This is a genomic window from Chryseobacterium panacisoli (assembly GCF_008274625.1).
Classification (GTDB): Bacteria; Bacteroidota; Bacteroidia; order Flavobacteriales; family Weeksellaceae; genus Chryseobacterium; species Chryseobacterium panacisoli.
This window is the reverse complement of record NZ_VTRU01000003.1, coordinates 209011-231301: the sequence shown is the minus strand read 5'-3', so window position 1 is coordinate 231301 and position 22291 is coordinate 209011. Positions and strand designations below refer to the sequence as shown.

Genomic DNA, 22291 nt, shown 5'->3' with positions numbered 1-22291 from the left:
CAACGGTATCCGTCAAAGCCTATATATTGTTTTTTGATTATTTCTGCTGTATGATTAGCAACATGACAATACCTTCAGACCCGACGAAGAGTTTGAAAGCCACCACCAAATATTGTTGCTCATTTTAAACATGGGACAAATTTAGAAATTTTTTTTAATACAAAAACTAAAAAATATTAAAAATTAAAAAAACTTAATATAAGAACTTTCTATTTAAGGTGTTTAAGCTCAAGCTGCAATTCCTTGATTTTTTCTTTGGAAGCTTCATCATCATAGTATTTTACATACTCTTCCAATGCGGCAATATATTCTTCAACGAATTCCTTATTCGTTTTGTCTGCTTCATACTTGGTTTTTGCAGAATTGACGGGAGCTAGCTTCTCGTATTGGATTAAAATTTTTCCTTCTCTGGACTGATCATAAAGGATGACTATGTTCTTTTCATATCCGGGAATGTATTTTACAGGAATATCTTTATCACCAGGTATTCTGATTGAATTTATGATAGGATAGATCGCTGCAGAAGTCGTAGAAAAAAAAGTAGTGGTGTATTTCCCGTCCTGTTTCTTTACAATGGCTTCATAATCGTGGATATACATATCATTCAGGGTAGAATTGGTTTCCTCATCAGACGTGATAATAGCGGTGCTTTCCACTCCGTATTTGTTTAAAAACCATGCATTTAAGAATTGTCCTCCGAATCCATTTAATATAGCAAGAGGAAGGATCGGGATCAGAAACCATGCTTTTTTTGTCAGATAGGAGATAAGTCCAAAGAACACAAACAGCAGAATCACAGTATAAAAACCATGATGGCTGGTGAAAAACAGAATTTTTGAGATTAAAACCATGTTTTAAATATACTATTATAATCTTTTATGTAAGCGCTGAGATCGCAAAGATATCATTAATATGAATCATTATGATTAAGTAGTACTGATTCGCAGGTATTAATGCGACTGTGAAAAATAATCGTAAAGTCATTAGCTAAACGAAGCGGCCTTGCGAACCTCAATATAATTTTATCATAAAGACCTTGCGAACCCAGCGTTTAAAACTATTTAATGTACGGGTTCAGACAAAGGAATATCTGGGGTTCCACTGTAGAAAACAATAAGAGTGGCTCCTTTATCTCCGGTTTTTCCTCTGTGGGCAACGTTGACCATTTCAGGAAGTGCCTGACCTTTTCTTACCCACTGCGTTTTACCGTCTTCTTTTCTCTCGATCTGAATTTCTCCTTTTTCTACATAGGCTGCATTGATAACAGGGTGCTTATGCCAGTCCAGAGCTTTGTTGGGAGGGACCGCAATTTTCAGAATTGATATTTCAGGCTGTGCTGTGGGATAAGCCGGATATACCGTTCCATCCCACGACTTTGTTGTTTTTAAAAGCGTTACCGATTCAATTTTATCAGAATATTCTGATTGTGGCTCGTTTGAGGAATTGTCACAAGAAAAAACAAGGGAGGATAGTATAGCAACAAAAGCCGTACTTAATAAATTTTTTTTGGTCATAGGTTTCATATTTTTAGATTGATTTTGGTTGGATAATTTGTTATACAAAAATAACAACCTAATTGAAATTTCTCTAGTGTTTGAATTATTTTTTTATGATTTGATTAAAACCCTGTCCCTAAAAAATATTTATCAAAGAAAACATTTGTCATAAGTTTAAAACTTTATTTTTTATATTTTTGCTTTCAAATTAGAAAAAAATGAAAAAAGTATTAGCAATCGCATTTATCGGAGGTTTATTATTAGCAAGCTGCAAAAAAAAGCCAGATCACTCTTTACAGGACAGCAACACAATGATGGAAGAGCCAGAAACAACTACTGTTGTAGATTCTACTGCTAAAACTGCTGCTCCAGCTGCTGCAACTCCGGCTACAACTGCTCCAGAAGCTGCTAAAACAGATTCTACAGCGAAGAAATAATGAAAAAAATACTTTTGGCAGGAATGTTAGGTCTTCTGATCATTTCCTGTTCTAAAAAAGAAAATACAGCAGAAGTGGCAGCTTCTTCTGAAACAGCAGCTGTTTCAGAACCGGCAAAATCTAACCTTTCGGGTGATCAGATCATGGAAACTTTGGATTGCTCAGGATGCCACTCTGTGAATGAGAGAATGATAGGACCTTCTTATAAGGAAATTGCAGGTAAGTACTCTGAAAAGGATACCGAATTGCTGGCTTCCAAAATCATAGAAGGCGGAAGTGGAGTATGGGGAAGCGTGCCTATGGCTGCCCATCCACAGGTATCTAAAGAAGATGCCAAAAAAATGGTGGAATATATTTTAAGTCAGAAGAAATAACATATGTCCGCTGAAAAATCCAGTCTGCACACAAGAAATCTGCATCGTAATCCCTATGATTTTGATCAGCTTATTTCTTGTGTGCCGGAACTGAAACACTTTGTTTTCGTTAATGCTTATCAAACGGTAACCATTAATTTCAGCATTCCAAAAGCAGTGAAACTGCTCAACAAAGCCTTACTCTTACATTTCTATAATATTAAAGGCTGGGATATTCCCGACACCAATCTCTGTCCACCGATTCCCGGAAGAGCAGATTATGTACATTATATTGCCGATCTTTTAGCTGAACAATTGGATAAAATTCCTACAGGAAATTCTGTAAAAGGGCTTGATATAGGAACAGGAGCCAATCTTGTGTATCCTTTAATCAGTCATCAATCTTATGGCTGGGCCATGCTGGGAACAGATATCAATCAGGATTCTTTGATCAATGCCCGGCATATTTTAGATCAAAATCCGGAACTTTTATCTGCCATTCAGTTGAAAAGTCAGCCCGATGCTGATCATATCTTTACAAATATCATTAGTCCTGAAGACAGGTTCACTTTTACCATGTGTAATCCTCCTTTTCATGATTCAGAAGATGCTGCAATGAAAGGGAATATCAGGAAAACAAAGAATCTTAATAAATCAAAGAAAAATAAATCTGTTCTTAACTTTAGCGGTCAGCAGTCTGAGCTTTGGTGTGATGGAGGTGAACTGGCTTTTATTACGAAGATGATTCATGAAAGTGCATTGTTTTCATCACAGGTTCTTTGGTTCACATGTCTGGTTTCCAAAAAAGAGAATCTTAACAAACTTACCAATCTTTTAAAGAAAGTAAATGCCGTAGGGGTGAAGACCATTGATATGGCTCAGGGGCAAAAAGTAAGCAGAATACTGGTGTGGACATTTATTCCTCAAAAGGATAGGGGAAGGTGGTTTGTATAAAAGTTTAAGGTTCAAAATTCAAAGTTTTTAGTTAAGTTACTGGTTGCTGGTTTCTTTTGTTGCAAGTTTATTTCGTTGATGCTTAAAATTAAGGATAGACGTTCTAACTCTATTAAAAAATTCACCATTCACTTACAAAGCAAAATTCACTATTGACAGCATCCCGAATCTTATATCCCAATATCCCGAATCCCGAATCTCAGCACCATTCCTCATCACATTTTAAAATTTCTGAAAAAATCAATTGACGGTCAACTCAAAAATGCCTAAATTTGTACGCTTTTAGAAAAATAAGAAATGCAATTATCAGAACAAGAAATCATTAGAAGAGAAAAGCTGAATAAGCTTACTGAAATGGGGATTAATGCGTTCCCTGCGGATGAGTATACCATTACAGATACTACAGAATCTATAAAACAGGACTTTTCTGAAAGTAAACAGGTAAAGATCGCTGGTAGATTGATGTCCCGCAGAATTCAGGGGAAGGCTTCTTTCGCAGAATTGCAGGATTCTAAAGGAAAAATCCAGGTTTATTTCAACAGAGACGAGATCTGTCCGGGTGAAGATAAAGAATTATATAATGAAGTATACAAACACCTTTTGGATATCGGTGATATTATCGGTATCGAAGGAGAATTGTTTACTACACAGGTAGGAGAGATGACGGTTTTAGTAAAGAACTTTACACTTCTTACAAAGGCTTTGCGTCCTCTTCCTCAGGCTAAAACTGACGAAAACGGTGTTGTACATGACGGTTTTACAGATCCTGAATTAAGATACAGACAACGTTATGTAGATTTAACGGTAAATCCACAGGTGAAAGAAATTTTTGTGAAGAGAACAAAATTGTTCAATGCTATGAGAACTTTCTTCAACGATGCAGGATACTTTGAAGTGGAAACACCTATTCTACAGTCGATTCCTGGTGGAGCTGCTGCAAAACCATTTATCACGCACCACAATGCATTGGATATTCCATTATATTTAAGAATTGCCAACGAATTGTATCTGAAAAGACTGATCGTAGGTGGTTTTGACGGAGTATATGAGTTCTCTAAAAACTTCAGAAATGAAGGGATGGACAGAACGCATAACCCTGAGTTTACCGCTATGGAGATCTATGTAGCATACAAAGATTACAACTGGATGATGGATTTCACTGAGAAATTATTGGAATTCTGTGCTACTCAGGTGAATGGAAATTCAGAATCTACTTTTGGTGAACATTCTATCAACTGGAAAGCTCCTTATCCAAGAGTTTCCATGACAGAAGCGATCCTGAAATATACAGGATTTGATATTACAGGAAAAACTGAGAAGGAATTATATGATTTTGCCAAGTCTATCGGTATTGAAGTAAACGAAACGATGGGGAAAGGAAAATTAATCGATGAGATCTTCGGTGAGAAATGTGAAGGAAACTTCATTCAGCCGACTTTTATTACAGATTATCCGATCGAAATGTCTCCACTGACAAAGAAACACAGAAGCAAAGAAGGATTAACAGAGCGTTTTGAGTTAATGGTATGCGGTAAAGAAATTGCCAACGCGTATTCAGAGCTTAATGATCCTATTGATCAGAGAGAGCGTTTTGAAGCACAGATGACTTTATCTGAAAGAGGAGATGACGAAGCAATGTTCATCGATCAGGACTTCTTAAGAGCATTGGAATATGGTATGCCACCGACTTCAGGATTAGGAATCGGTATGGACAGATTAATCATGTTTTTAACGAATAACGCATCCATCCAGGAAGTATTATTCTTCCCTCAGATGAGACCTGAAAAAGCGGTTCCACAGATTGAGTTGGGAGAAGATGAAAAAGTAATCCTGGAGATCCTTAATTCTCAGGAAGAAGCAATGTCTTTAGCTGAAGTAAAACAAAGAAGTCAGCTATCAGGTAAAAAATGGGATAAAGCTTCCAAAACTTTGACAAAGAACAATATTGTGAAAGTAGAGAAAATTGACGAAAATATTTTGATGAAATTGGCTTAAGATTTCTCGGAAAATATAAATATAAAAGGTACAGAGCTATTCTGTACCTTTTTCTTTTTTCCATTTCCGGAGCTGTGTTCTAAAGTTTTTAAACGGAGCCACGGTATTGATGTGAATCCACTTCCAGACTGGCCACTGAGCCGGTGTAGTTGCCCATTTTCTCTGCCCGGGAGTGAATAATGTTTCATCGTCCAGGCTTTCTATCCAGTTAATGATTTCATCAACCTGATTTCGCAGAAGTTCTCTTCGTTGTTGTAAACTATGAGAACGATATTCATTGTAAAAAGATTGATATAATCCTCCCAGATTATTCCATTTGTATTCCGGAGTAGGAGTTTTTACGCCAATTCCTTTTTGTTCATCAGCTTCCCATTGCAAAAGCAGATGGGTCCAGCCCAATTGATAGGAAATATTTTGTGATGGGGTTTTGTCAACTCCGGGTTGCAGAAGATCTTTTTCGTCTTCTTTTATACCGTTAAATTCCTGATCATAGAGCAAATATCTCTTTTTAATTTCTTCAATGAGTTCTGCTTTATCCTTATAAGTCTGCATATTTTAACTATTTTCTCAGCTTACTGAAAGAAGCCATCAGATAAAATAAAAACGGAAGAATAAATAAAGAACCGAGCATCAAAGCCCATCCCAATGCAGCAATGGTTTTTTCGGGAGCCATATGTTCCAGTAATGAAAGATGTTGCCCGTTTCCTAATAAAATAATATTCGGATTATGCTGATATGTTGCAGCGACTAAAATCATTACCATTTGAAATCCTGCCAAAGCACGTACCGGAAGAAGTTTCTGTCGGTTCAGCGCTCTTAGAATAAGCAATAAGGCAATGGTAGCAAATGCAATGGACATAATACCCAAAGGCTTGGAAAATACCCACATTAGAAGAGGAATATCTGAAATGTACGCGGTCACAAACACCAATATTCCTGTAATCACCACAAAGATCATCGTCTGTTTGGATTTTCTTATCATCAGTAACAGATCTACTTTGTCACGGGTTTCTCTTAATGAAAAGATAGAAGCAAGATAAGCACACAATGCTACAGTGAATAACCCTACAGAAACCCCAAACCAGTTCAGCCAGCTGAAAATATATAAATCCACAAAAGTTACCGCATCAGGATTGATAGAGTGGGAAACCGTTGCCGCGGCGATTAATCCCAAAAAGAAAGGCGTTAAAAGACTCGCATAATAGAAAATCTGCGTATATAAAACCTGCCAGTTATCTTTCACGGCATCATAATGTCTGAAGGTAAATGCCGTTCCTCTTGCAATAATACCTACAAGCATCAAAACCAAAGGAATATGAAGATAGGTAGACATGGTGGTATAGATTTCGGGAAATCCTACAAAAAGAATTACAATCGCAATGATCAGCCACATATGATTGGCTTCCCATACAGGAGCAATAGACTCATACATGATTTCATGGGTCTTATGTCTGGCTTTTTTATTGGTGAAAAGCTCTACAATACCAGCTCCGAAATCGGCTCCTCCCAGAATAATATAAAGACAGATGGAAAGCCAGAGAAAACCTATAACAACGTAGATCATGATTTTTTGTTTTTATCGTTAAACTGAGGGTCGGTAGGATCGTAAAGTTTCGGTACCATTTGAATCTGTCTTCTTAAAAGGAAGATAAGAATCATCGATAATGATATGAAAATAGCCGTAAAGAAGTAGAATGAATATTGTATTCCAGGCATTGGGGTAACAGCATCTACTGTTCTCATAATTCCGTAAATAATCCATGGTTGTCTTCCCACTTCTGTCACTGTCCATCCCGCTTCCAGGGCAATATATCCAAAAGGTGTTGCTATTAAAAAGGTCTTTAACAGCCAGTTTTTACTCAGCCATTCTTTTCTGAAGAAAAAAGAATATAAATAAATAACTCCGATACCAATCATGACCACCCCGAAAAAGATCATGATCTGAAAAGCATAATGAACAACCGCAATCGGAGGCCATTCGTCTCTCGGAAAATCTTTAAGACCCTTTACTTCAGCATTGAAATCATTACTCACCAGAAAACTTAAAACCTTCGGAATTTTCACAGCATATTTTACTTCTTCTTTTTCTTCATCAGGAATTCCCCCGATGATAAATGAGGCTCCTTTTTCAGTTTCAAAATGAGCTTCCATAGCAGCCAGCTTTATCGGTTGCCTTTCAGCTACAGATTTCGCTGCAACATCACCACTTAAAGGTGCTCCGAATGCTCCGATAAGGGCAAAACCTACTGCAATTCTAAATGCTTTGGTATGAAATTCAATATTTCTTTTTCGCATGATCATAAAGGCATGTACTCCGGCTACAGCAAACCCTGTGGCACAAAATGCAGCAACAGTCATGTGAAGAGCCTGCGGAAACCATGCATCGTTGAACATTGCTTTGATTGGATCTATATTAAGATACTGTCCGTTTATATAATCAAAACCCGTTGGAGAATTCATCCATGAGTTGGCTGCCACTACCAGAATTCCGGAAGCAAGTCCGCTTACTCCTACAAGAAATCCACAGAACCAGTGAAACCATTTGTTGAATCTTTCCCAGCCATATAAAAAGAACCCGATGGCAATAGCTTCAATAAAAAAGGCGGTTCCCTCAAGTGAAAAAGGCATTCCGAAAATAGGACCGGCATGTTTCATAAAACCAGGCCATAAAAGCCCCAGTTCAAAAGAAAGCATTGTTCCCGAAACAGCTCCGGTAGCAAAAAGAATAGCTACTCCTTTGCTCCATGCTTTTGTAAGACCTTTATAAACTTCATTGTTGGTTTTCAGATATTTCCAATGGGCAAAAGCCATGAGAAAAGGCATCACCATACCCACACAGGAGAATATGATATGAAAGCCCAGAGAAAGTGCCATCTGGGCACGGGCAGCAATAAAATCATCCATAATATCAACTTTTCAGTAAATAAATTTACGCATAAATTATTGATGTTGAGTATGATTTAAAACAGTTGATATTTCAGGAATACCAATTAATTTTGATTCTTTTATGGATTGCTGTTCTTTATGTTTTCAATAAAAAAATGCTTACATTTTTTGACACTTTTTAACTTTCATACCTCGAAAAAAATCACGATATTTGTAAGTCTTTGCATAGAGCAAGATTTTTAATATTTAATATGAGTCAAAAACAATATACAGCTAGTAGTATTCAGGCATTGGAAGGAATGGAGCACGTTCGTATGCGTCCTTCAATGTACATTGGTGATGTAGGAACAAGAGGTCTTCACCATTTGGTTTATGAAGTAGTAGATAACTCTATTGACGAGGCGTTGGCAGGATACTGCGACACAATCTTCGTTAGCATCAAGGAAGGAAACGGAATTGAAGTAAGTGATAACGGTAGAGGTATCCCGGTTGATTTTCACGAAAAAGAGCAAAAATCAGCCCTTGAAGTTGTAATGACAAAAATTGGAGCCGGAGGTAAGTTTGATAAAGACTCTTACAAAGTTTCAGGAGGTCTTCACGGAGTTGGGGTATCATGTGTGAATGCACTTTCCAATGAAATGGTAACTACTGTTTACAGAGACGGAAATGTTTACCAGCAGATTTATTCTAAAGGAAAAGCACAGACTCAGGTTGAAGAGATCGGACATAGCGAGAAAAGAGGAACAAAGCAGTTTTTCCAGCCGGATGATACCATTTTTACGGAACTGATTTACAACTATGATACATTAGCAAGCCGTTTAAGAGAACTTTCTTACCTTAATAAAGGAATTACAATTACGCTTACTGATGAAAGAGAAAAATTGGAAGACGGTTCTTTCCGCTCAGAAATTTTTCATTCTGAAGGAGGACTGAAAGAATTTGTTGCTTATATCGATGGTAGCCGTGAATCTATCATGGAGCACGTAATTTTCATGGAAGGTGAAAGAGATGATATTCCTGTTGAAGTGGCAATGCGTTATAATACGTCATTCAACGAAAATCTTCACTCTTACGTTAATAATATTAATACTCACGAAGGAGGTACCCACCTAGCTGGTTTCAGAAGAGCTTTAACAAGAACTTTAAAGAAATATGCAGATGAACTGGGACTTCCTGCAAAAGAAAAAGTAGAAATTACGGGTGATGACTTCCGTGAAGGATTAACAGCTGTAATTTCTGTAAAAGTAATGGAACCTCAGTTTGAAGGACAGACCAAAACAAAATTAGGAAACTCTGAAGTTTCCGGAGCTGTTGATAAGATTGTAGGAGAAATGCTTACGAACTTCCTGGAAGAAAACCCCAATGAAGCGAAGATTATCGTTCAAAAAGTTGTTTTAGCTGCCAAAGCAAGACAAGCTGCGAAAAAAGCCCGTGAAATGGTTCAGAGAAAATCTCCGATGGGAGGTTCCGGTCTTCCCGGAAAACTTTCTGACTGTTCATCCAAAGATCCGGCTGAATCTGAACTTTTCCTTGTAGAGGGAGATTCCGCAGGTGGAACAGCTAAACAGGGAAGAGACAGACACTTCCAGGCTATTCTTCCTTTAAGAGGTAAAATTTTGAACGTAGAGAAATCTATGCTTCATAAAGTTTATGACAATGAAGAAATCAGAAATATCTACACTGCTCTTGGAGTTTCTGTAGGTACGGAAGAAGATAGCAAAGCATTGAACATGGCTAAGCTAAGATACCACAAGATCGTTATCATGACCGATGCCGATATTGACGGATCTCACATTTCCACACTTATCCTTACGTTCTTCTTCAGATATATGAAGGAACTTATTGAGAACGGATATATCTATATCGCTCAACCACCTTTATATCTATTAAAGAGAGGAAATAAAAAAGTGTATGCTTATAACGAAAAAGAACGTGAAGAGTTTACATTAGAAATGTCTCCAGATGGAAAAGGGGTAGAAGTACAGCGTTACAAAGGTCTTGGGGAAATGAACCCTGAGCAGCTTTGGGAAACCACACTTAATCCTGAACACAGAATTCTGAAGCAGGTAACTATTGATAATGCTGTAGAGGCTGATAGCGTTTTCTCCATGTTAATGGGAGATGAGGTTCCGCCAAGAAGAGAGTTTATCGAGAAAAATGCGAAATATGCAAAAATTGATGCATAAACCTTTTTGAAAATATAATAAAAAAGCTTCTAATTATTTAGAAGCTTTTTTTATATTTGGATAAACCAAAAAAACAAATAATATGTTAACTCTTTTACAAACAGACCCTTACAATGGGACAGATGCGGTGTCTGGTGCAGCCGCTGCAGGATTAGGGATCGGAACCATGTTCTTCGGCTTACTGTGCTATATCTTTTATGGATACTGTATGTATAAAATTTTCCAGAAAGCAGGGAGGCAGGATGCATGGGCAGCCTTTATTCCAATTTATAATGTGATTGTATTGCTGGAAATCGTGAAGAAGCCAATATGGTGGATCATCCTTTTCTTTATTCCGTTGGTTAATCTCTATGCGTATTGGGTAGTATACGATAGACTTGCCAAAGGATTCTCCAAAGAAACACCCCTTTACACTATTCTGATTTTCTTTTTAGGATTCATTTTTATTCCTGTACTGGGACTTGGAAGTGATCAGTATGATAGTAAACTGGTTCCAAATGATTAAAAAGAAAATGTAAAAACGTAAAGACTTCAGAAATGAGGTCTTTTTTATTGTAGAATTAATTGTACTTCTGTGTATTATTAATTCTACAGCTTTTGAATTACATGAATCATAATTTATTTTAAATTTGAAACGCAGACAATATGAAGTTTTATCGCTTCATGCACAGAATAAATATCTAGAATGAGTATAAATATTCTGTTTTAACTTTTCAGAATTTAATAATGAAGAGTTGATAATGTGTTCATATCCTTATAGGTACATCAAAAAAAGTACTTTTTAAGTATTAGGTTAAGGCTTCACATGTTGAAGCCTTTTTATATTTTTTTTAACAGTTATTAAGATTTTCTTATTTTTGCTTAATTTTAATAACTATGATGAAAATATTAGTTCTTGGGGCCTTCTCTGCTGCCTCATTATATTTTGCTCAAAGCTATCCTGCTTCGGCAATTCCTGAGAATTTGAAGAAAAATGCTAATGTTGTTATCCGAAAAGACTTTACAACAGCTCAGATCAATAAAGTTGATCAGATAAAATATCAGTATAATAAGGTTACTACAGTTTTAAACAAAGACGGTAATGATCAGGCTACAGCCTATATTCCTTATGATAAAGCAAGACGTATTTCAAATGTAAAAGTAACCATTTATGATGAAGCCGGAAAAAAGATCAAAAGTGTTTCAAAATCTGATTTTCAGGATATAGCAAATAATCCTCAGGGGATTTTTTATTCAGATAACAGAGTCTTGGTATATTCTTATACACCGGCTCAGTATCCTTATACCGTTGATTTTTCCTATGAAACTGATGATGAAAATACAGTTTTCATCCCTGACTTTGTGCCGTTTACTGGTATCAAAACATCACTGGAAGAAGCACAGTTTAAAATCATTAATACTTCAGGAATTGAACTTCGCTCTAAAATATACCCGTCAAAATACAATTATACTTCGGTTATAGAAAGCGGCAGTGCAAATGATAAAACCTATTCCTATAAAAACGTACCTGCTATAGATGATGCTTTTATGATACCGCAGCCAGTTAAAATTTTGCCTGCAGTGAACTTTGCGCTGGCAAAATTCAGTCTGGCAGGAAAACAGGGAACTTTAAATAACTGGACAGATTTCGGAACCTGGATCTATAATGACCTTCTGATACCCGTTTCAGCTTCTACTCCTGCAATCAAAGCAGAAGTGGCCTCTTTACAACTCCAGGGATCTGTAGAAGATAAAGTGAAGAAAATTTATCAGTACATGCAGAACAAAAGCCGGTATATTGCTGTGGCTTTAGGAATAGGAGGCTGGCAGCCTATGATGCCGGATGAGGTTCAGAAAAAAGGCTATGGAGACTGTAAAGGACTTACGAATTATATGAAAGTTCTTCTGAATGAAGCAGGAATTCCTTCCAATTATTGTATCATTACTTCCGGCCGTTCGCAGGTTTCCTTTGATCCTGAATTTCCTTCTATGGGTGGAAACCACGTTATCCTGATGGTTCCCACTGAAAAAGGAAACATCTGGCTTGAAAATACTTCTCAGCAGATGGCTTTTAACCATTTAAGTTACAGTACAACTGATAGAAATGTACTGGCAGTGACCCCAAAAGGAATTGAACTGATCAATACACCAGTGTATAAAGCCGAACAAAATAAAGAAAAACAGGTGTTGAGAATTAATCTTAACGAGGATAACAGTATTGCGGGAACAGGAAACTTTTCCTATACAGGAAATCAATATGATTATAATTTAAGGTTTGTAAATCTGAATCCAAAAGAGAAAAATGATGCGGTAAAAGCAAATTTTGACATTTTAAACTTTGAAAAAGTAGAAATGAAAAATTTTACCAATGACAGAGACAACGCTGTTATCACGTATGACCTTGATTTTAAAACGAATAATTTCTCTAAAAAAGCAGGAAGCAGCCTTTTATTCAGAGCTGTACCCATTTTTTCTGATGTGGTTTATAAGACAGACGAGAACCGTGAACTTCCTTTTGAAGTCAATATGTCCTTTGAAGATGAATATGAAATTGCTTTTATGCTTCCTATGGGCTATAAAATTGATGAAACTCCGGATAATTCAAACATCACTTCTGAATTTGGATCATATAAGCTAAGCTTTGTTAAAAATGATAATCAGATAAAAGTAACAAGAAAAATGCAGATCAATAAAGGTCTGTACCCAAAAGAAAAATACAATGACTATATCAGTTTCAGAAAAAAAATTCTGAACATGGATAATTCAAAAATTTTAATAACAAAAATATAACCATGAAAAAATTAATAGTATTGGTCCTTTGCTCTGCCAATGCAATAATGATTAATGCTCAGAAGAAATACGAATTTCTGAATCCTCCGAAATTTAATGATGCAGATTTGTCTAAAGCAAAATCTTTATTGGATGAAAATGCGCCTGCTGAAATTTTGTATAAATCGGCTTACTTTATGGTGGATGCAAGTACAGGAAATCTGCACAAAAGATATTATTACAGAGTTAAGATTTATGATAAAGATAAGGCTGAAGACTGGCTGAATCTTGAAATCCCTATTTATAATGTTGGAACCAACAGAGAATCACTGGGTAAATTCAAGGCTTTTACATACAATCTTGAAAACGGAAACACAGTTCCCGTAAAAGTGGAAAAAAGTTCACAATATAAAAGTAAGGAGAATAAATATGTTACACTGACGAAATTTGCTTTTCCGAGTGTGAAAAATGGATCGGTCTTAGAATATCAGTATGAAATTATATCTCCGTTCCGATTTATGATTCCGGAGGTATTGATAGAATCTGATACTCCTTCACTGAACACAGAATATGTTTTTGATACTCCTATCAATATGGCATACAATGTAAACTATACTGGAGGGCTTACACCTAAATACAGGGAAATGGAGGAAAGAAACCTGTACGGTGCACAATACAAAACTTTTAGATTTGCCTTTGAAAACCTAAAAGGCTTTAAAACTGAAAAATTTGTAAGAAACGATAGAAATTTCAGAACGAAAATCAGTGCAGAGTTGAATTCTACTAACTTCGGTGAGCTTAAACTCTATTCATCATCATGGGATCAGATTGGGAAAAGGCTTTATGAAAGCGATGATTTTGGTGGAGAACTGAAAAGAACAAAACTGGCAAAAGAAAACATGCCGGCAGGAGTTTCAGAAATGAAAACCGATCTTGAAAAGGCAAATGCTATTTTTTCATATGTTCAGAAAACTTTTACCTGGAATAAAGATAAAGGAATTTATACGGAAGACGGGATCAAGAAGCTGTTGGAAACTAAAGTTGGAAATGCAGCAGAAATCAACCTTTTTCTGGTAATGATGCTTCGCGAAGCCGGTCTTAAAGCTGATCCATTAGTGATTTCTACAGTGGAAAATGGATTGATTAATCTGGTGTCTCCCAATATTTCCAATATGAATTTTGTATTGGCTTCTATCAATATTGATAATCAATTGCATATCTATGATGCCACATCAAAGCAATCCTCTCTAGATGAAATACCTCTTAAAAACTGGAATCAATATGGGATTTTGGTCACTAAGGAAAAGACTTTGCAGATTCAAATGACCAATATAAAATCAAGCAATACTTTCCTTACAGTCAATGGTAAGATCAATGACGACGGAAGTATTTCCGGAACCTATTCAGACAGAGATACAGGTGCTTATGCTATGTATGTGAAAGACAGCTATGATGACAATGCTGAGAAATATAAAAAGCGGTATAAAGAAAACTTTTCTATGGACTTTACGGATATTAATTCAAAAGTTTTGGAAAATGGAGATTTTGAAAGCAGTATGAAATTCTCTTCGATGAACCTTATTGATAGAGTAGGAAAGAAAATGATCATCAATCCGATGCTGTTTTTAAACAAAAGTTCCAATGAGTTTGATCAGACGGAAGTCAGACAGTATCCCATCGATTTTGGATCACCAATCACCAAAGTGAAAAAAGTCACCCTTGAAATTCCTGAAGGTTACGTGATTGAGGAAATGCCTAAAGAAAAAAGGATCGTTACCGAAGATAAAGAAATAGCCTATACCTATTCTGTAGAACAAAAAGGAAATAAGCTGGAAGTGACTACCACAACAAAAGTGAGCAGTTCAGATTACCCGAAAGAATATTATCCTGCATTTAAACAAATCTGGGGAGTAGCATCTAAGTTTGAAAATCAGGTCATAAGCCTTGTTAAAAAGTAATATTTAAGAGAACTTAAGCAAGATTTATAAAAAAAATAAAGTTTTTTCAAAAACCATTCACCTTTTGAATGGTTTTTGTATTTGATATCAAAAATTACAATTATGAAAAATACGATTGCTGTTATAGCATTATCTTCTTTCTTAGCAGTGACTGCCTGTAAAAAAAATGAAAAGGCAGGGCCAGTAGAAAAAACAGAAAATAAAACCACCGAAGAGTTTGTGGTAGATTCTGTGAAAGTGAATGATTCTACAAAGATTACAGACTCTTTAAAAGTGAGCTACACTTCAAAACTGTTGGTTTTTCCAACATTGAAAGATAAAAAGCTATTAGACAGTATCTATTTCCAGAATGAAAAAATAAAAGACTTTTCCAAAGCAGGGCTTCAGGCTTATCTTGATAAAGAAAAGAATGATTATTTCAGTTCTATAAAAAATGATAATAAAGATTGGGTTTCAGATGTTACCTATGCTCAGAACTGGTATTCAAGCTCGCATATGAATTTGATGTCCAATGCAAACAATTATATGCATATTCAGTATGTAGGAAGCGGATATGAGGGAGGAGCCCATGACAACTATGGTTTTTCAGAAAGAGTTTTTGATCTTAAAAACAGTAAAAAATTAGAACTGAAAGATATTACTTCAATGCCTAAAAATAAAATTGAAGCAATTCTGATGAAAAATATCGATAAAATCAACAGCGGAACAATGGATGGTGACGGGGAAGTGAAAAACTCGGAAATGCTGCTTGTTGAGAAAATTCCGGCATCCGATAACTTCTATTTTGATGATAAAAACCTGTATTTCCACTACAGTCCCTATGAAATTGCCGCTTTTGCTGCAGGAGATATCACGATTCCTGTTTCATGGGAAGACCTGAAAGGAACATTAAATGCAGAATTTAAAGAAAGAATGAAAATTAAGTAAATTAATGCTTCCAGATCAGGAAGCATTTTTTAATTTTGCGGTAATGGAAAAAGTAGCTTTTATTATTAACCCTTTCTCGGCCAAAAAAAATTATCAACCGTTTTTGAACGAACTTAAAAAAAAGGTTAACAACCCGTTATATTATGTGTCAGAATCTATTCCGGGAACAGATGAATTTATTCAGGCTCATTTTGAAGAGGTAGACATTTTTGTGGCCATAGGAGGGGATGGAACAATTTCTACTGTAGCCAAAAATCTGATTAATACAGAAAAAATTCTGGCTATTTTCCCGGCTGGCTCAGGAAACGGATTTTCCAATGAAACCCAGTTTAGTAAAAATCTGGATGAACTTTTAGCAAAAATAAAAATCAAAAACTCCAGAAAGATTGATACTTTCACGGTGAACGACAGACTTTCTATCAATGTTTCGGGAACGGGATTTGACGGTAAAGTTGTCAAGGAATTTGAAAAAACGAGCCGAGGATTCAAAAACTATATCAAAGTTTCCCTGAAAACCTTCTTCAACTACAAACCTATCAAAGTAAAGTTTTTTGATGAAGAATATCAGCAGTACAACGGAAGGTACCTGATGATGAATATTGCCAATACCCGCCAGTTTGGCAACAACGCTTACATTGCTCCAAAAGCAAGCAAAAGTGATGGTTTGGTAGATATGGTTTTGGTGAAAAAGTTTCCTCTGACCTATTCTGCGCTGTTTGCTTTCAGAATGTTCACCAAAAGGCTGAAAGATGATGAATATGTCACCTATCTTCCTGTTTCCGAAATATCATTTAAAGTCAATACCAAAAACTGGCATCTGGACGGGGAATTCAATAAAATTAAATCACCTGTTCATGTTAAAGTACAGCCGGCGAGTTTAAGTATTTTGATTTAAAGTTGCTGGTTTCTGGTTGTTTTTTGTTGCTAGTTGATGATTGATGAATCTTGATTTCATATAAAATTCACCATTCACTTGCGAAGCAAAATTCACTATTGACCCTAATAAACGTCCTACGATCTGCCACCTGTTTATACTTCCAGCTTTTTCTCCACTTCAGCCGGATGATCCAGACAATATTGAAGCTGTTTTTTATCAAGCTGTTTTTCCCAGTTGGCAACTACTACGGTAGCTACAGAATTCCCGATTACATTTGTCAGCGCTCTGCATTCACTCATAAATTTATCAATCCCAAGGATTAAGGTCATTCCGGCAATTGGAATTTCCGGAACTACAGCCAGGGTTGCTGCCAGTGTTACAAATCCGGCACCGGTAACACCTGCTGCTCCTTTTGAACTCAGCATGGCTACCAGAAGAAGCATCAGCTGTTTTTCAATAGGAAGATGGATGTTTAATGCCTGTGCAATAAAGAGAGAGGCAAGTGTCATATAAATATTCGTTCCGTCAAGATTGAAGGAATACCCTGTAGGGACTACAAGTCCTACAATGGCGCGTGAGCATCCTGCTTTCTCAAGCTTTTCCATAATTCCGGGAAGAGCAGACTCTGATGAGCTGGTTCCCAAAACAAGAAGAAGCTCTTCTTTAAGATAGAAAAGGAGCTTGAAAATGTTAAATCCGTTATACCATGCTACCGCTCCTAACACCAATACCACAAAAAGAGCAGAAGTGATGTAAAATGTGCCGACTAAAAAAATAAGATTTATGACCGAATGAAGTCCGTACTTTCCGATCGTAAATGCCATTGCTCCGAATGCTCCGATAGGTGCCAGTTTCATAAGCATATGAACGATTTTAAATACCGGAGTTGACAGGTCCTGTAAAAAATCGGTTACTTTCTGACTTTTTTCTTTTGTTAAAACTAAAGCTACTCCCATTAAAATAGCAACCAAGAGAACCTGAAGAATATTATCACCCACCAAAGGACTGAATAAAGTCTCCGGAATAATATTCATAATGAATCCTGTAAGCGTTGACTCATGAGCTTTTGCCTGGTATTGCGAAACATCACCTGAAAGGGTAGCGGGATCAATATTTAAACCATGACCCGGCTGTAAGATATTTCCCACCAATAGTCCGATAATAAGAGCCAGAGTTGAAAAGGTGAAAAAGTAGATCATTGCTTTGATTGCAATTCTGCCAACTTTTTTCAAATCGGTCATGTGGGCAATTCCCAAAGTAAGAGTAATAAATATTACCGGAGCAATAATCATTTTAACCAATTTGATGAATCCGTCTCCCAAAGGCTTCATCTTTTCACCTAATTCAGGATAAAATTTTCCCAAAAGAATACCCGCAATGATCGCGATAATCACCTGGAAATAAAGCTGATTGTGTATTTTTTTTGCTTTCAAAGAACAGTCGTTTTGTTTTTTTAAGGGCGAAAATTAAGAAAATTTATCTGAAAACATGACAAAAGTCATTGAAAAGATCTGGCAGTCATTCAATCAAAAAAAGCTCCGGCTTCATTCGTAAAAAGGCAAAAGCCTTTTAGAATGAAGCCGGAGTTCTATTATAATATTGACAGATGGTGTTATTCCACTGCAACAGAATCGTCTCCACGGCCGTCTGCCACTGCATGGATGCTTCCGTTTTCGTCAAGTACAATCATTTCTGTTTTTCCGATGTATTTTATCTTTTCAATGATGTAATTCTTGCTTTTCAGCTCAGAGATTGTGCTCTCAGGAAAGTTGTTTTCTACCGTAATCGTTTCCGGAAGCCATTGGTGATGGAATTTTGGTGTATTTACAGACATATTGGCGTTCAGTTTAAAATCCACAACATTCACAATAGACTGGTACACCGAAGTAGGAATTGTAGTTCCTCCGGGAGTTCCCACTACCATATAAGGCTTTCCGTTCTTAAGGAGAATAGTTGGAGTCATGGAGGAAAGCATTCTCTTGTTAGGCTGGATAGAATTGGCTTCTCCGCCCACTGCCCCGAACATATTCGGCACACCCGGTTTAATAGAGAAATCATCCATTTCATTATTTAAGAAGAATCCGGCTCCTGAAACCAATACTTTACTTCCGTAATAACCGTTAAGAGTTGTGGTTACAGAAGCAGCATTTCCATCCTTATCCAATACGGAAATATGAGTGGTCTGCATAGATTCTTTAGGCTGTTCTATAATTTTGCCAACTTCTGCACTTGGGGTAGCTTTATCAAAACTGAAGCTTTTCCATCTTCCTTTCAGATAGTCATCAGAGATCAGATAAGAAGTTTTATCCTGTATAAAATCAGGATCTCCCATATATTCTGCTCTGTCTGCAAAAGCTCTTCGTTCTGCTTCAGTCATGATCTGGACAGCTTTTGTAGAGTTTTGCTGGTATTTTTCAAGGTTTTCAAAACTTGACATTCTCAGCATCTGGGCAAGAAGAACTCCGCCACTTGACGGCAAAGGCATGGTCACCACATTGTTTCCTTTGTATTCAAATTCCAGCGCTTTTCTCTCTGCAACTTTATAGTTTTTAAGATCTTCCAGGGTGATGATTCCGTTCCCTCTTTTCATCTCTGCTACCAGAAGATCAGCTGTTTTGCCTTCATAAAACCCTTTTGCTCCTAATTTCTGGATCAGTTTCAAGGTTTCGGCAAGGTCTTTTTGGATCAGTACATCTCCTGCTTTCCATGGAGCATCTTTTACAAAAATGATAGAAGATTTATTATGTTTCTGGAATTTTTCCCTTTGGTTATTCAGCATTTCTGCTTCCTTATCTGTAATGGCAAATCCTTTTTCTGCGAGATCAATGGCGGGTTGAATAATCTTTTCCATAGGCAGCTTGCAGTATTTCAGGGTAGCAAAAAAACCAGCTACGCTTCCGGGAATTCCCACAGCCAGTCTTCCGTTTTGGGAAAGATCTGTATCTGCTTTTCCTTTTTTATCAATATACATATCTCTGGAAGCCTTTTTCGGAGCAGTTTCCCTATAATCCAATGTGAATTTTTCCCCATTATTTTTTACGCCTACTAAAAAGCCGCCCCCACCAATATTTCCGGCCTGAGGATACACTACAGCAAGGGCATATTGTGTTGCTGTAACTGCATCGTAGGCATTTCCGCCCATCTTTAAGATTTTGGCTCCAGCTTCACTGGCTAACGGATGTGCAGATACTACAACACCTTTATTTTTTACCTGTGCTTCCTTGATGATATTGAAATTGGTAAACTGAGCCCAGCTAAGCGGACTGACCAGTAAAATCGAAGCAATTAAAATCTTCTTCATATGATTGTTTTTCTTTGAAACAAAATTATTGAATTTTAAGTTAATCATAAGCTGTTATCAATGCATTTGATTTTTTCTATTGTTTTAGGAGAATTTTACCCGTTTGAATTGAATATATCCGTATTCATTATTGGGGGCTGTTTTTAAATACACCTTTTTTATTATGGTTGGCATGTTTTTTTTACTTTTGTACAATTCTAAAAAAAATCTGAAAAATGGAATCCTATACGGAAAGAATACTGATTACAGGTGCCTTGGGACAAATTGGTACCGAACTTACGAACAGACTTGTTGAAATCCACGGAGCGGAAAACGTTGTTGCTTCAGGACTGGACAGATGGCAGGAAGGAATTACTTCTGCCGGACACTATGAAAGAATGGATGTTACCAATACACAATTGGTAAGACAGGTGATTCATGATTACGAGATTACTACAGTGTATCACTTGGCATCGCTTTTATCCGGAACTTCGGAAAAGCAGCCTATTTTCGCTTGGAAACTAAATCTTGAGCCATTGCTTCATTTTTGTGAAATGGCGAAAGAAGGGCTTCTGAAAAAGATCTTCTGGCCAAGTTCTATTGCTGTATTTGGAAAAGGAATTCCAAAACATGAGGTGGGACAAGATGTAGTGTTGAATCCTACAACGGTTTATGGAATCTCCAAAATGGCAGGGGAGAAGTGGTGTGAATATTATTTCGATAAATATGGTGTAGATGTAAGAAGTATCAGATATCCCGGATTGATCTCATGGAAAACTCCGGCAGGGGGTGGAACTACTGACTATGCTGTTGAGATTTTCTATAAGGCAATTGAAGATGGAAAGTATACAAGTTTCATTTCCGAAGATACAGGAATGCCGATGTTATATATGGATGATGCCATCAATGCGACCTTGAAATTAATGGACGCTCCGAAAGAAAGCTTATCGGTTCGCTCTTCTTATAATTTAGGGGGAATGTCATTTACTCCAAAAGAACTGGCAGCAGAAATCAAGAAAGAAATTCCAGATTTTGCTATTGATTATAACCCGGATTTCAGACAGGCAATTGCAGATTCATGGCCAGCCTCTATTGATGATTCTGTAGCTAAAAAAGACTGGGGTCTGACTTATGATTTCGGAATTTCTGAAATGACAAAGGACATGATCAAGAATCTGAAGATAAAACTAGGCAAGGATTAATAATGTAAAGTAATACTTTAATTAATAATTGTTTTAACATTTGATTTTTAGTATTTTACGTAATTTATATAAATTTTAATTTAAATGGTATTATTAACTTTTAACATCACCTGTATTGAAGCTGAAGTAAAAAACGGCTTCCGGATTACTGATGATGAGCGATTGAAAATTATAGAAAATAATACCAGAGCAATTCTTAGAATTTTAGATATTCATGATGTCAAATCAAGTTTTTTCGTAGAGGTTTCTCTTATCGGAAAACTTCAGAATTTAATAAAAGCAATTTCATCCAAAGGGCATGAAATTGCTTTTTATAATAAAGACTCCAACCCTGAAGAAATTGAAAAGGCCAAGAAGAATATTCAGGATCTTCTGGAAAAACAGATCAGGGGAATCCGTCAGAAAGATGTAAAAGTTTCGCAGGAGATTTTGAAGCTGATGGAATTTAATTACGTTTCCAATATCGACAACGCCAATATTCTTTTCCCTTTCAAAAGACTCAAAAGAGATACGGAAATTACAGAAGAGGACGGACTGAGTATTGTCCCGGAAAGTATCTCTCCATACAGTCAGCTGCCTTACAATGATTTTGTATTTCAGATTCTGCCGATGAAGTATTACCAGAATATGGTTTTGGAGACTCTGCAGAATGAGGAATTTGTGCTGATTTATCTGAATACATGGCAGTTTACAGACTTTAAGAAATATCGTTTTGATATCCCTTTTTACCGAAGTTTATTTTCGGGCAAAAAAATGGAGGACAAATTAGATGCCCTCCTTACTTTTCTTAATGACAGGGAAATGGCTACTTCCCGTATGAAAGATTATATTTTTTAGAGAGTAGGTGATAGGTGACAGGGTTACTCTGTCAAATAGTATTGAATGTCTATTGATGTCAATCGTGAATTTTGCTCTGCAAGTCAATGGTGAATTTTGATAGAAAACCAAGATTCAAGAGCCAAGAGCCAAGATAATAACAACCTAATAGAACC

The 22291-nt window shown here is 36.5% G+C and carries 19 protein-coding genes; 12 read left to right on the top strand and 7 right to left on the bottom strand.

Going from position 1 to position 22291, the window contains the following annotated elements; translation table 11 throughout:
- Positions 1 to 209 precede the first annotated feature (209 nt).
- Both FW781_RS14170 and FW781_RS14165 read right to left on the bottom strand, forming a co-directional pair.
- A complete protein-coding gene (locus tag FW781_RS14170; protein WP_149388018.1) occupies positions 210 to 851 on the bottom strand; it encodes a hypothetical protein in 642 nt (213 codons plus the stop codon).
- Positions 852 to 1061: 210 nt separating this feature from the next.
- Entirely contained in the window at positions 1062 to 1514 is a 453-nt protein-coding gene (locus FW781_RS14165) for a cupin domain-containing protein (protein WP_149388017.1), read from the bottom strand.
- Between the two features lie 200 nt (positions 1515 to 1714).
- Here FW781_RS14165 and FW781_RS14160 point away from each other — a divergent pair, with 200 nt between their 5' ends.
- The 4 genes from FW781_RS14160 (at position 1715) to lysS (ending at position 5235) form a co-directional block, all read left to right on the top strand.
- Complete coding sequence (locus FW781_RS14160; protein WP_149388016.1) at positions 1715 to 1933, top strand: hypothetical protein; 219 nt, start codon at positions 1715 to 1717, stop codon at positions 1931 to 1933.
- Entirely contained in the window at positions 1933 to 2307 is a 375-nt protein-coding gene (locus FW781_RS14155) for a c-type cytochrome (protein ID WP_149388015.1), read from the top strand. The genes FW781_RS14160 and FW781_RS14155 overlap by 1 nt, the downstream gene beginning before the upstream one ends.
- A gap of 3 nt (positions 2308 to 2310) precedes the next feature.
- Positions 2311 to 3240, top strand: coding sequence for a 23S rRNA (adenine(1618)-N(6))-methyltransferase RlmF (rlmF, locus tag FW781_RS14150; RefSeq protein ID WP_149388014.1), 930 nt, complete (start codon positions 2311 to 2313; stop codon positions 3238 to 3240).
- 297 nt (positions 3241 to 3537) lie between these two features.
- Positions 3538 to 5235 carry a lysine--tRNA ligase gene (lysS, locus tag FW781_RS14145; RefSeq protein ID WP_149388013.1) on the top strand — a complete coding sequence of 566 codons (1698 nt, stop codon included), beginning with the start codon at positions 3538 to 3540 and terminating at the stop codon, positions 5233 to 5235.
- A gap of 36 nt (positions 5236 to 5271) precedes the next feature.
- On the opposite strand, the gene FW781_RS14140 is transcribed toward lysS, so the two are convergent.
- Genes FW781_RS14140 through FW781_RS14130 form a run of 3 tightly spaced genes read right to left on the bottom strand, consistent with a single transcriptional unit; the run spans position 5272 to position 8139 of the window.
- Entirely contained in the window at positions 5272 to 5787 is a 516-nt protein-coding gene (locus tag FW781_RS14140) for a ClbS/DfsB family four-helix bundle protein (protein WP_149388012.1), read from the bottom strand.
- Positions 5788 to 5794: 7 nt separating this feature from the next.
- Positions 5795 to 6799 carry a cytochrome d ubiquinol oxidase subunit II gene (locus FW781_RS14135; protein WP_149388011.1) on the bottom strand — a complete coding sequence of 335 codons (1005 nt, stop codon included), beginning with the start codon at positions 6797 to 6799 and terminating at the stop codon, positions 5795 to 5797.
- Positions 6796 to 8139 carry a cytochrome ubiquinol oxidase subunit I gene (locus tag FW781_RS14130; protein ID WP_149388010.1) on the bottom strand — a complete coding sequence of 448 codons (1344 nt, stop codon included), beginning with the start codon at positions 8137 to 8139 and terminating at the stop codon, positions 6796 to 6798. The genes FW781_RS14135 and FW781_RS14130 overlap by 4 nt, the downstream gene beginning before the upstream one ends.
- A 233-nt stretch (positions 8140 to 8372) precedes the next feature.
- Here FW781_RS14130 and gyrB point away from each other — a divergent pair, with 233 nt between their 5' ends.
- The 6 genes from gyrB (at position 8373) to FW781_RS14100 (ending at position 16835) form a co-directional block, all read left to right on the top strand.
- Positions 8373 to 10307, top strand: coding sequence for a DNA topoisomerase (ATP-hydrolyzing) subunit B (gyrB, locus tag FW781_RS14125; RefSeq protein WP_149388009.1), 1935 nt, complete (start codon positions 8373 to 8375; stop codon positions 10305 to 10307).
- Positions 10308 to 10389: 82 nt separating this feature from the next.
- Positions 10390 to 10812, top strand: a complete 423-nt coding sequence (locus tag FW781_RS14120; protein WP_149388008.1) for a DUF5684 domain-containing protein — start codon at positions 10390 to 10392, stop codon at positions 10810 to 10812.
- Between the two features lie 371 nt (positions 10813 to 11183).
- Positions 11184 to 13076, top strand: a complete 1893-nt coding sequence (locus FW781_RS14115) for a DUF3857 domain-containing protein (protein ID WP_149388007.1) — start codon at positions 11184 to 11186, stop codon at positions 13074 to 13076.
- 2 nt (positions 13077 to 13078) lie between these two features.
- A complete protein-coding gene (locus FW781_RS14110; RefSeq protein ID WP_149388006.1) occupies positions 13079 to 15013 on the top strand; it encodes a transglutaminase-like domain-containing protein in 1935 nt (644 codons plus the stop codon).
- A gap of 102 nt (positions 15014 to 15115) precedes the next feature.
- Complete coding sequence (locus FW781_RS14105) at positions 15116 to 15940, top strand: RsiV family protein (RefSeq protein WP_149388005.1); 825 nt, start codon at positions 15116 to 15118, stop codon at positions 15938 to 15940.
- A 4-nt stretch (positions 15941 to 15944) separates the two neighbouring features.
- Positions 15945 to 16835 (top strand): diacylglycerol/lipid kinase family protein, encoded by an 891-nt coding sequence (locus tag FW781_RS14100; protein ID WP_394349730.1) that lies wholly within the window; start codon positions 15945 to 15947, stop codon positions 16833 to 16835.
- 134 nt (positions 16836 to 16969) lie between these two features.
- On the opposite strand, the gene FW781_RS14095 is transcribed toward FW781_RS14100, so the two are convergent.
- Both FW781_RS14095 and ggt read right to left on the bottom strand, forming a co-directional pair.
- A complete protein-coding gene (locus tag FW781_RS14095) occupies positions 16970 to 18250 on the bottom strand; it encodes a dicarboxylate/amino acid:cation symporter (RefSeq protein ID WP_149388004.1) in 1281 nt (426 codons plus the stop codon).
- A 179-nt stretch (positions 18251 to 18429) separates the two neighbouring features.
- Entirely contained in the window at positions 18430 to 20118 is a 1689-nt protein-coding gene (ggt, locus tag FW781_RS14090) for a gamma-glutamyltransferase (RefSeq protein ID WP_149388003.1), read from the bottom strand.
- 215 nt (positions 20119 to 20333) lie between these two features.
- Here ggt and FW781_RS14085 point away from each other — a divergent pair, with 215 nt between their 5' ends.
- Together FW781_RS14085 and FW781_RS14080 are read left to right on the top strand one after the other, a co-directional pair.
- Entirely contained in the window at positions 20334 to 21299 is a 966-nt protein-coding gene (locus FW781_RS14085) for an NAD-dependent epimerase/dehydratase family protein (protein ID WP_149388002.1), read from the top strand.
- Between the two features lie 84 nt (positions 21300 to 21383).
- The gene (locus FW781_RS14080; protein WP_149388001.1) at positions 21384 to 22136 is read left to right on the top strand and encodes a polysaccharide deacetylase family protein; all 753 of its coding nucleotides are present in this window, start codon (positions 21384 to 21386) and stop codon (positions 22134 to 22136) included.
- Positions 22137 to 22291: the final 155 nt, after the last annotated feature.

Coding starts and splice junctions, on each gene's coding strand:
- FW781_RS14155 (WP_149388015.1), top strand. CDS start 1,933: ATGAAAAAAATACTTTTGGCAGGAATGTTAGGTCTTCTGATCATTTCC.
- FW781_RS14165 (WP_149388017.1), bottom strand. CDS start 1,514: ATGACCAAAAAAAATTTATTAAGTACGGCTTTTGTTGCTATACTATCC.
- FW781_RS14135 (WP_149388011.1), bottom strand. CDS start 6,799: ATGATCTACGTTGTTATAGGTTTTCTCTGGCTTTCCATCTGTCTTTAT.
- FW781_RS14160 (WP_149388016.1), top strand. CDS start 1,715: ATGAAAAAAGTATTAGCAATCGCATTTATCGGAGGTTTATTATTAGCA.
- FW781_RS14130 (WP_149388010.1), bottom strand. CDS start 8,139: ATGGATGATTTTATTGCTGCCCGTGCCCAGATGGCACTTTCTCTGGGC.
- FW781_RS14110 (WP_149388006.1), top strand. CDS start 13,079: ATGAAAAAATTAATAGTATTGGTCCTTTGCTCTGCCAATGCAATAATG.
- FW781_RS14170 (WP_149388018.1), bottom strand. CDS start 851: ATGGTTTTAATCTCAAAAATTCTGTTTTTCACCAGCCATCATGGTTTT.
- lysS (WP_149388013.1), top strand. CDS start 3,538: ATGCAATTATCAGAACAAGAAATCATTAGAAGAGAAAAGCTGAATAAG.
- FW781_RS14115 (WP_149388007.1), top strand. CDS start 11,184: ATGATGAAAATATTAGTTCTTGGGGCCTTCTCTGCTGCCTCATTATAT.
- FW781_RS14105 (WP_149388005.1), top strand. CDS start 15,116: ATGAAAAATACGATTGCTGTTATAGCATTATCTTCTTTCTTAGCAGTG.
- ggt (WP_149388003.1), bottom strand. CDS start 20,118: ATGAAGAAGATTTTAATTGCTTCGATTTTACTGGTCAGTCCGCTTAGC.
- gyrB (WP_149388009.1), top strand. CDS start 8,373: ATGAGTCAAAAACAATATACAGCTAGTAGTATTCAGGCATTGGAAGGA.
- rlmF (WP_149388014.1), top strand. CDS start 2,311: ATGTCCGCTGAAAAATCCAGTCTGCACACAAGAAATCTGCATCGTAAT.
- FW781_RS14085 (WP_149388002.1), top strand. CDS start 20,334: ATGGAATCCTATACGGAAAGAATACTGATTACAGGTGCCTTGGGACAA.
- FW781_RS14080 (WP_149388001.1), top strand. CDS start 21,384: ATGGTATTATTAACTTTTAACATCACCTGTATTGAAGCTGAAGTAAAA.
- FW781_RS14100 (WP_394349730.1), top strand. CDS start 15,945: ATGCTTCCAGATCAGGAAGCATTTTTTAATTTTGCGGTAATGGAAAAA.
- FW781_RS14140 (WP_149388012.1), bottom strand. CDS start 5,787: ATGCAGACTTATAAGGATAAAGCAGAACTCATTGAAGAAATTAAAAAG.
- FW781_RS14120 (WP_149388008.1), top strand. CDS start 10,390: ATGTTAACTCTTTTACAAACAGACCCTTACAATGGGACAGATGCGGTG.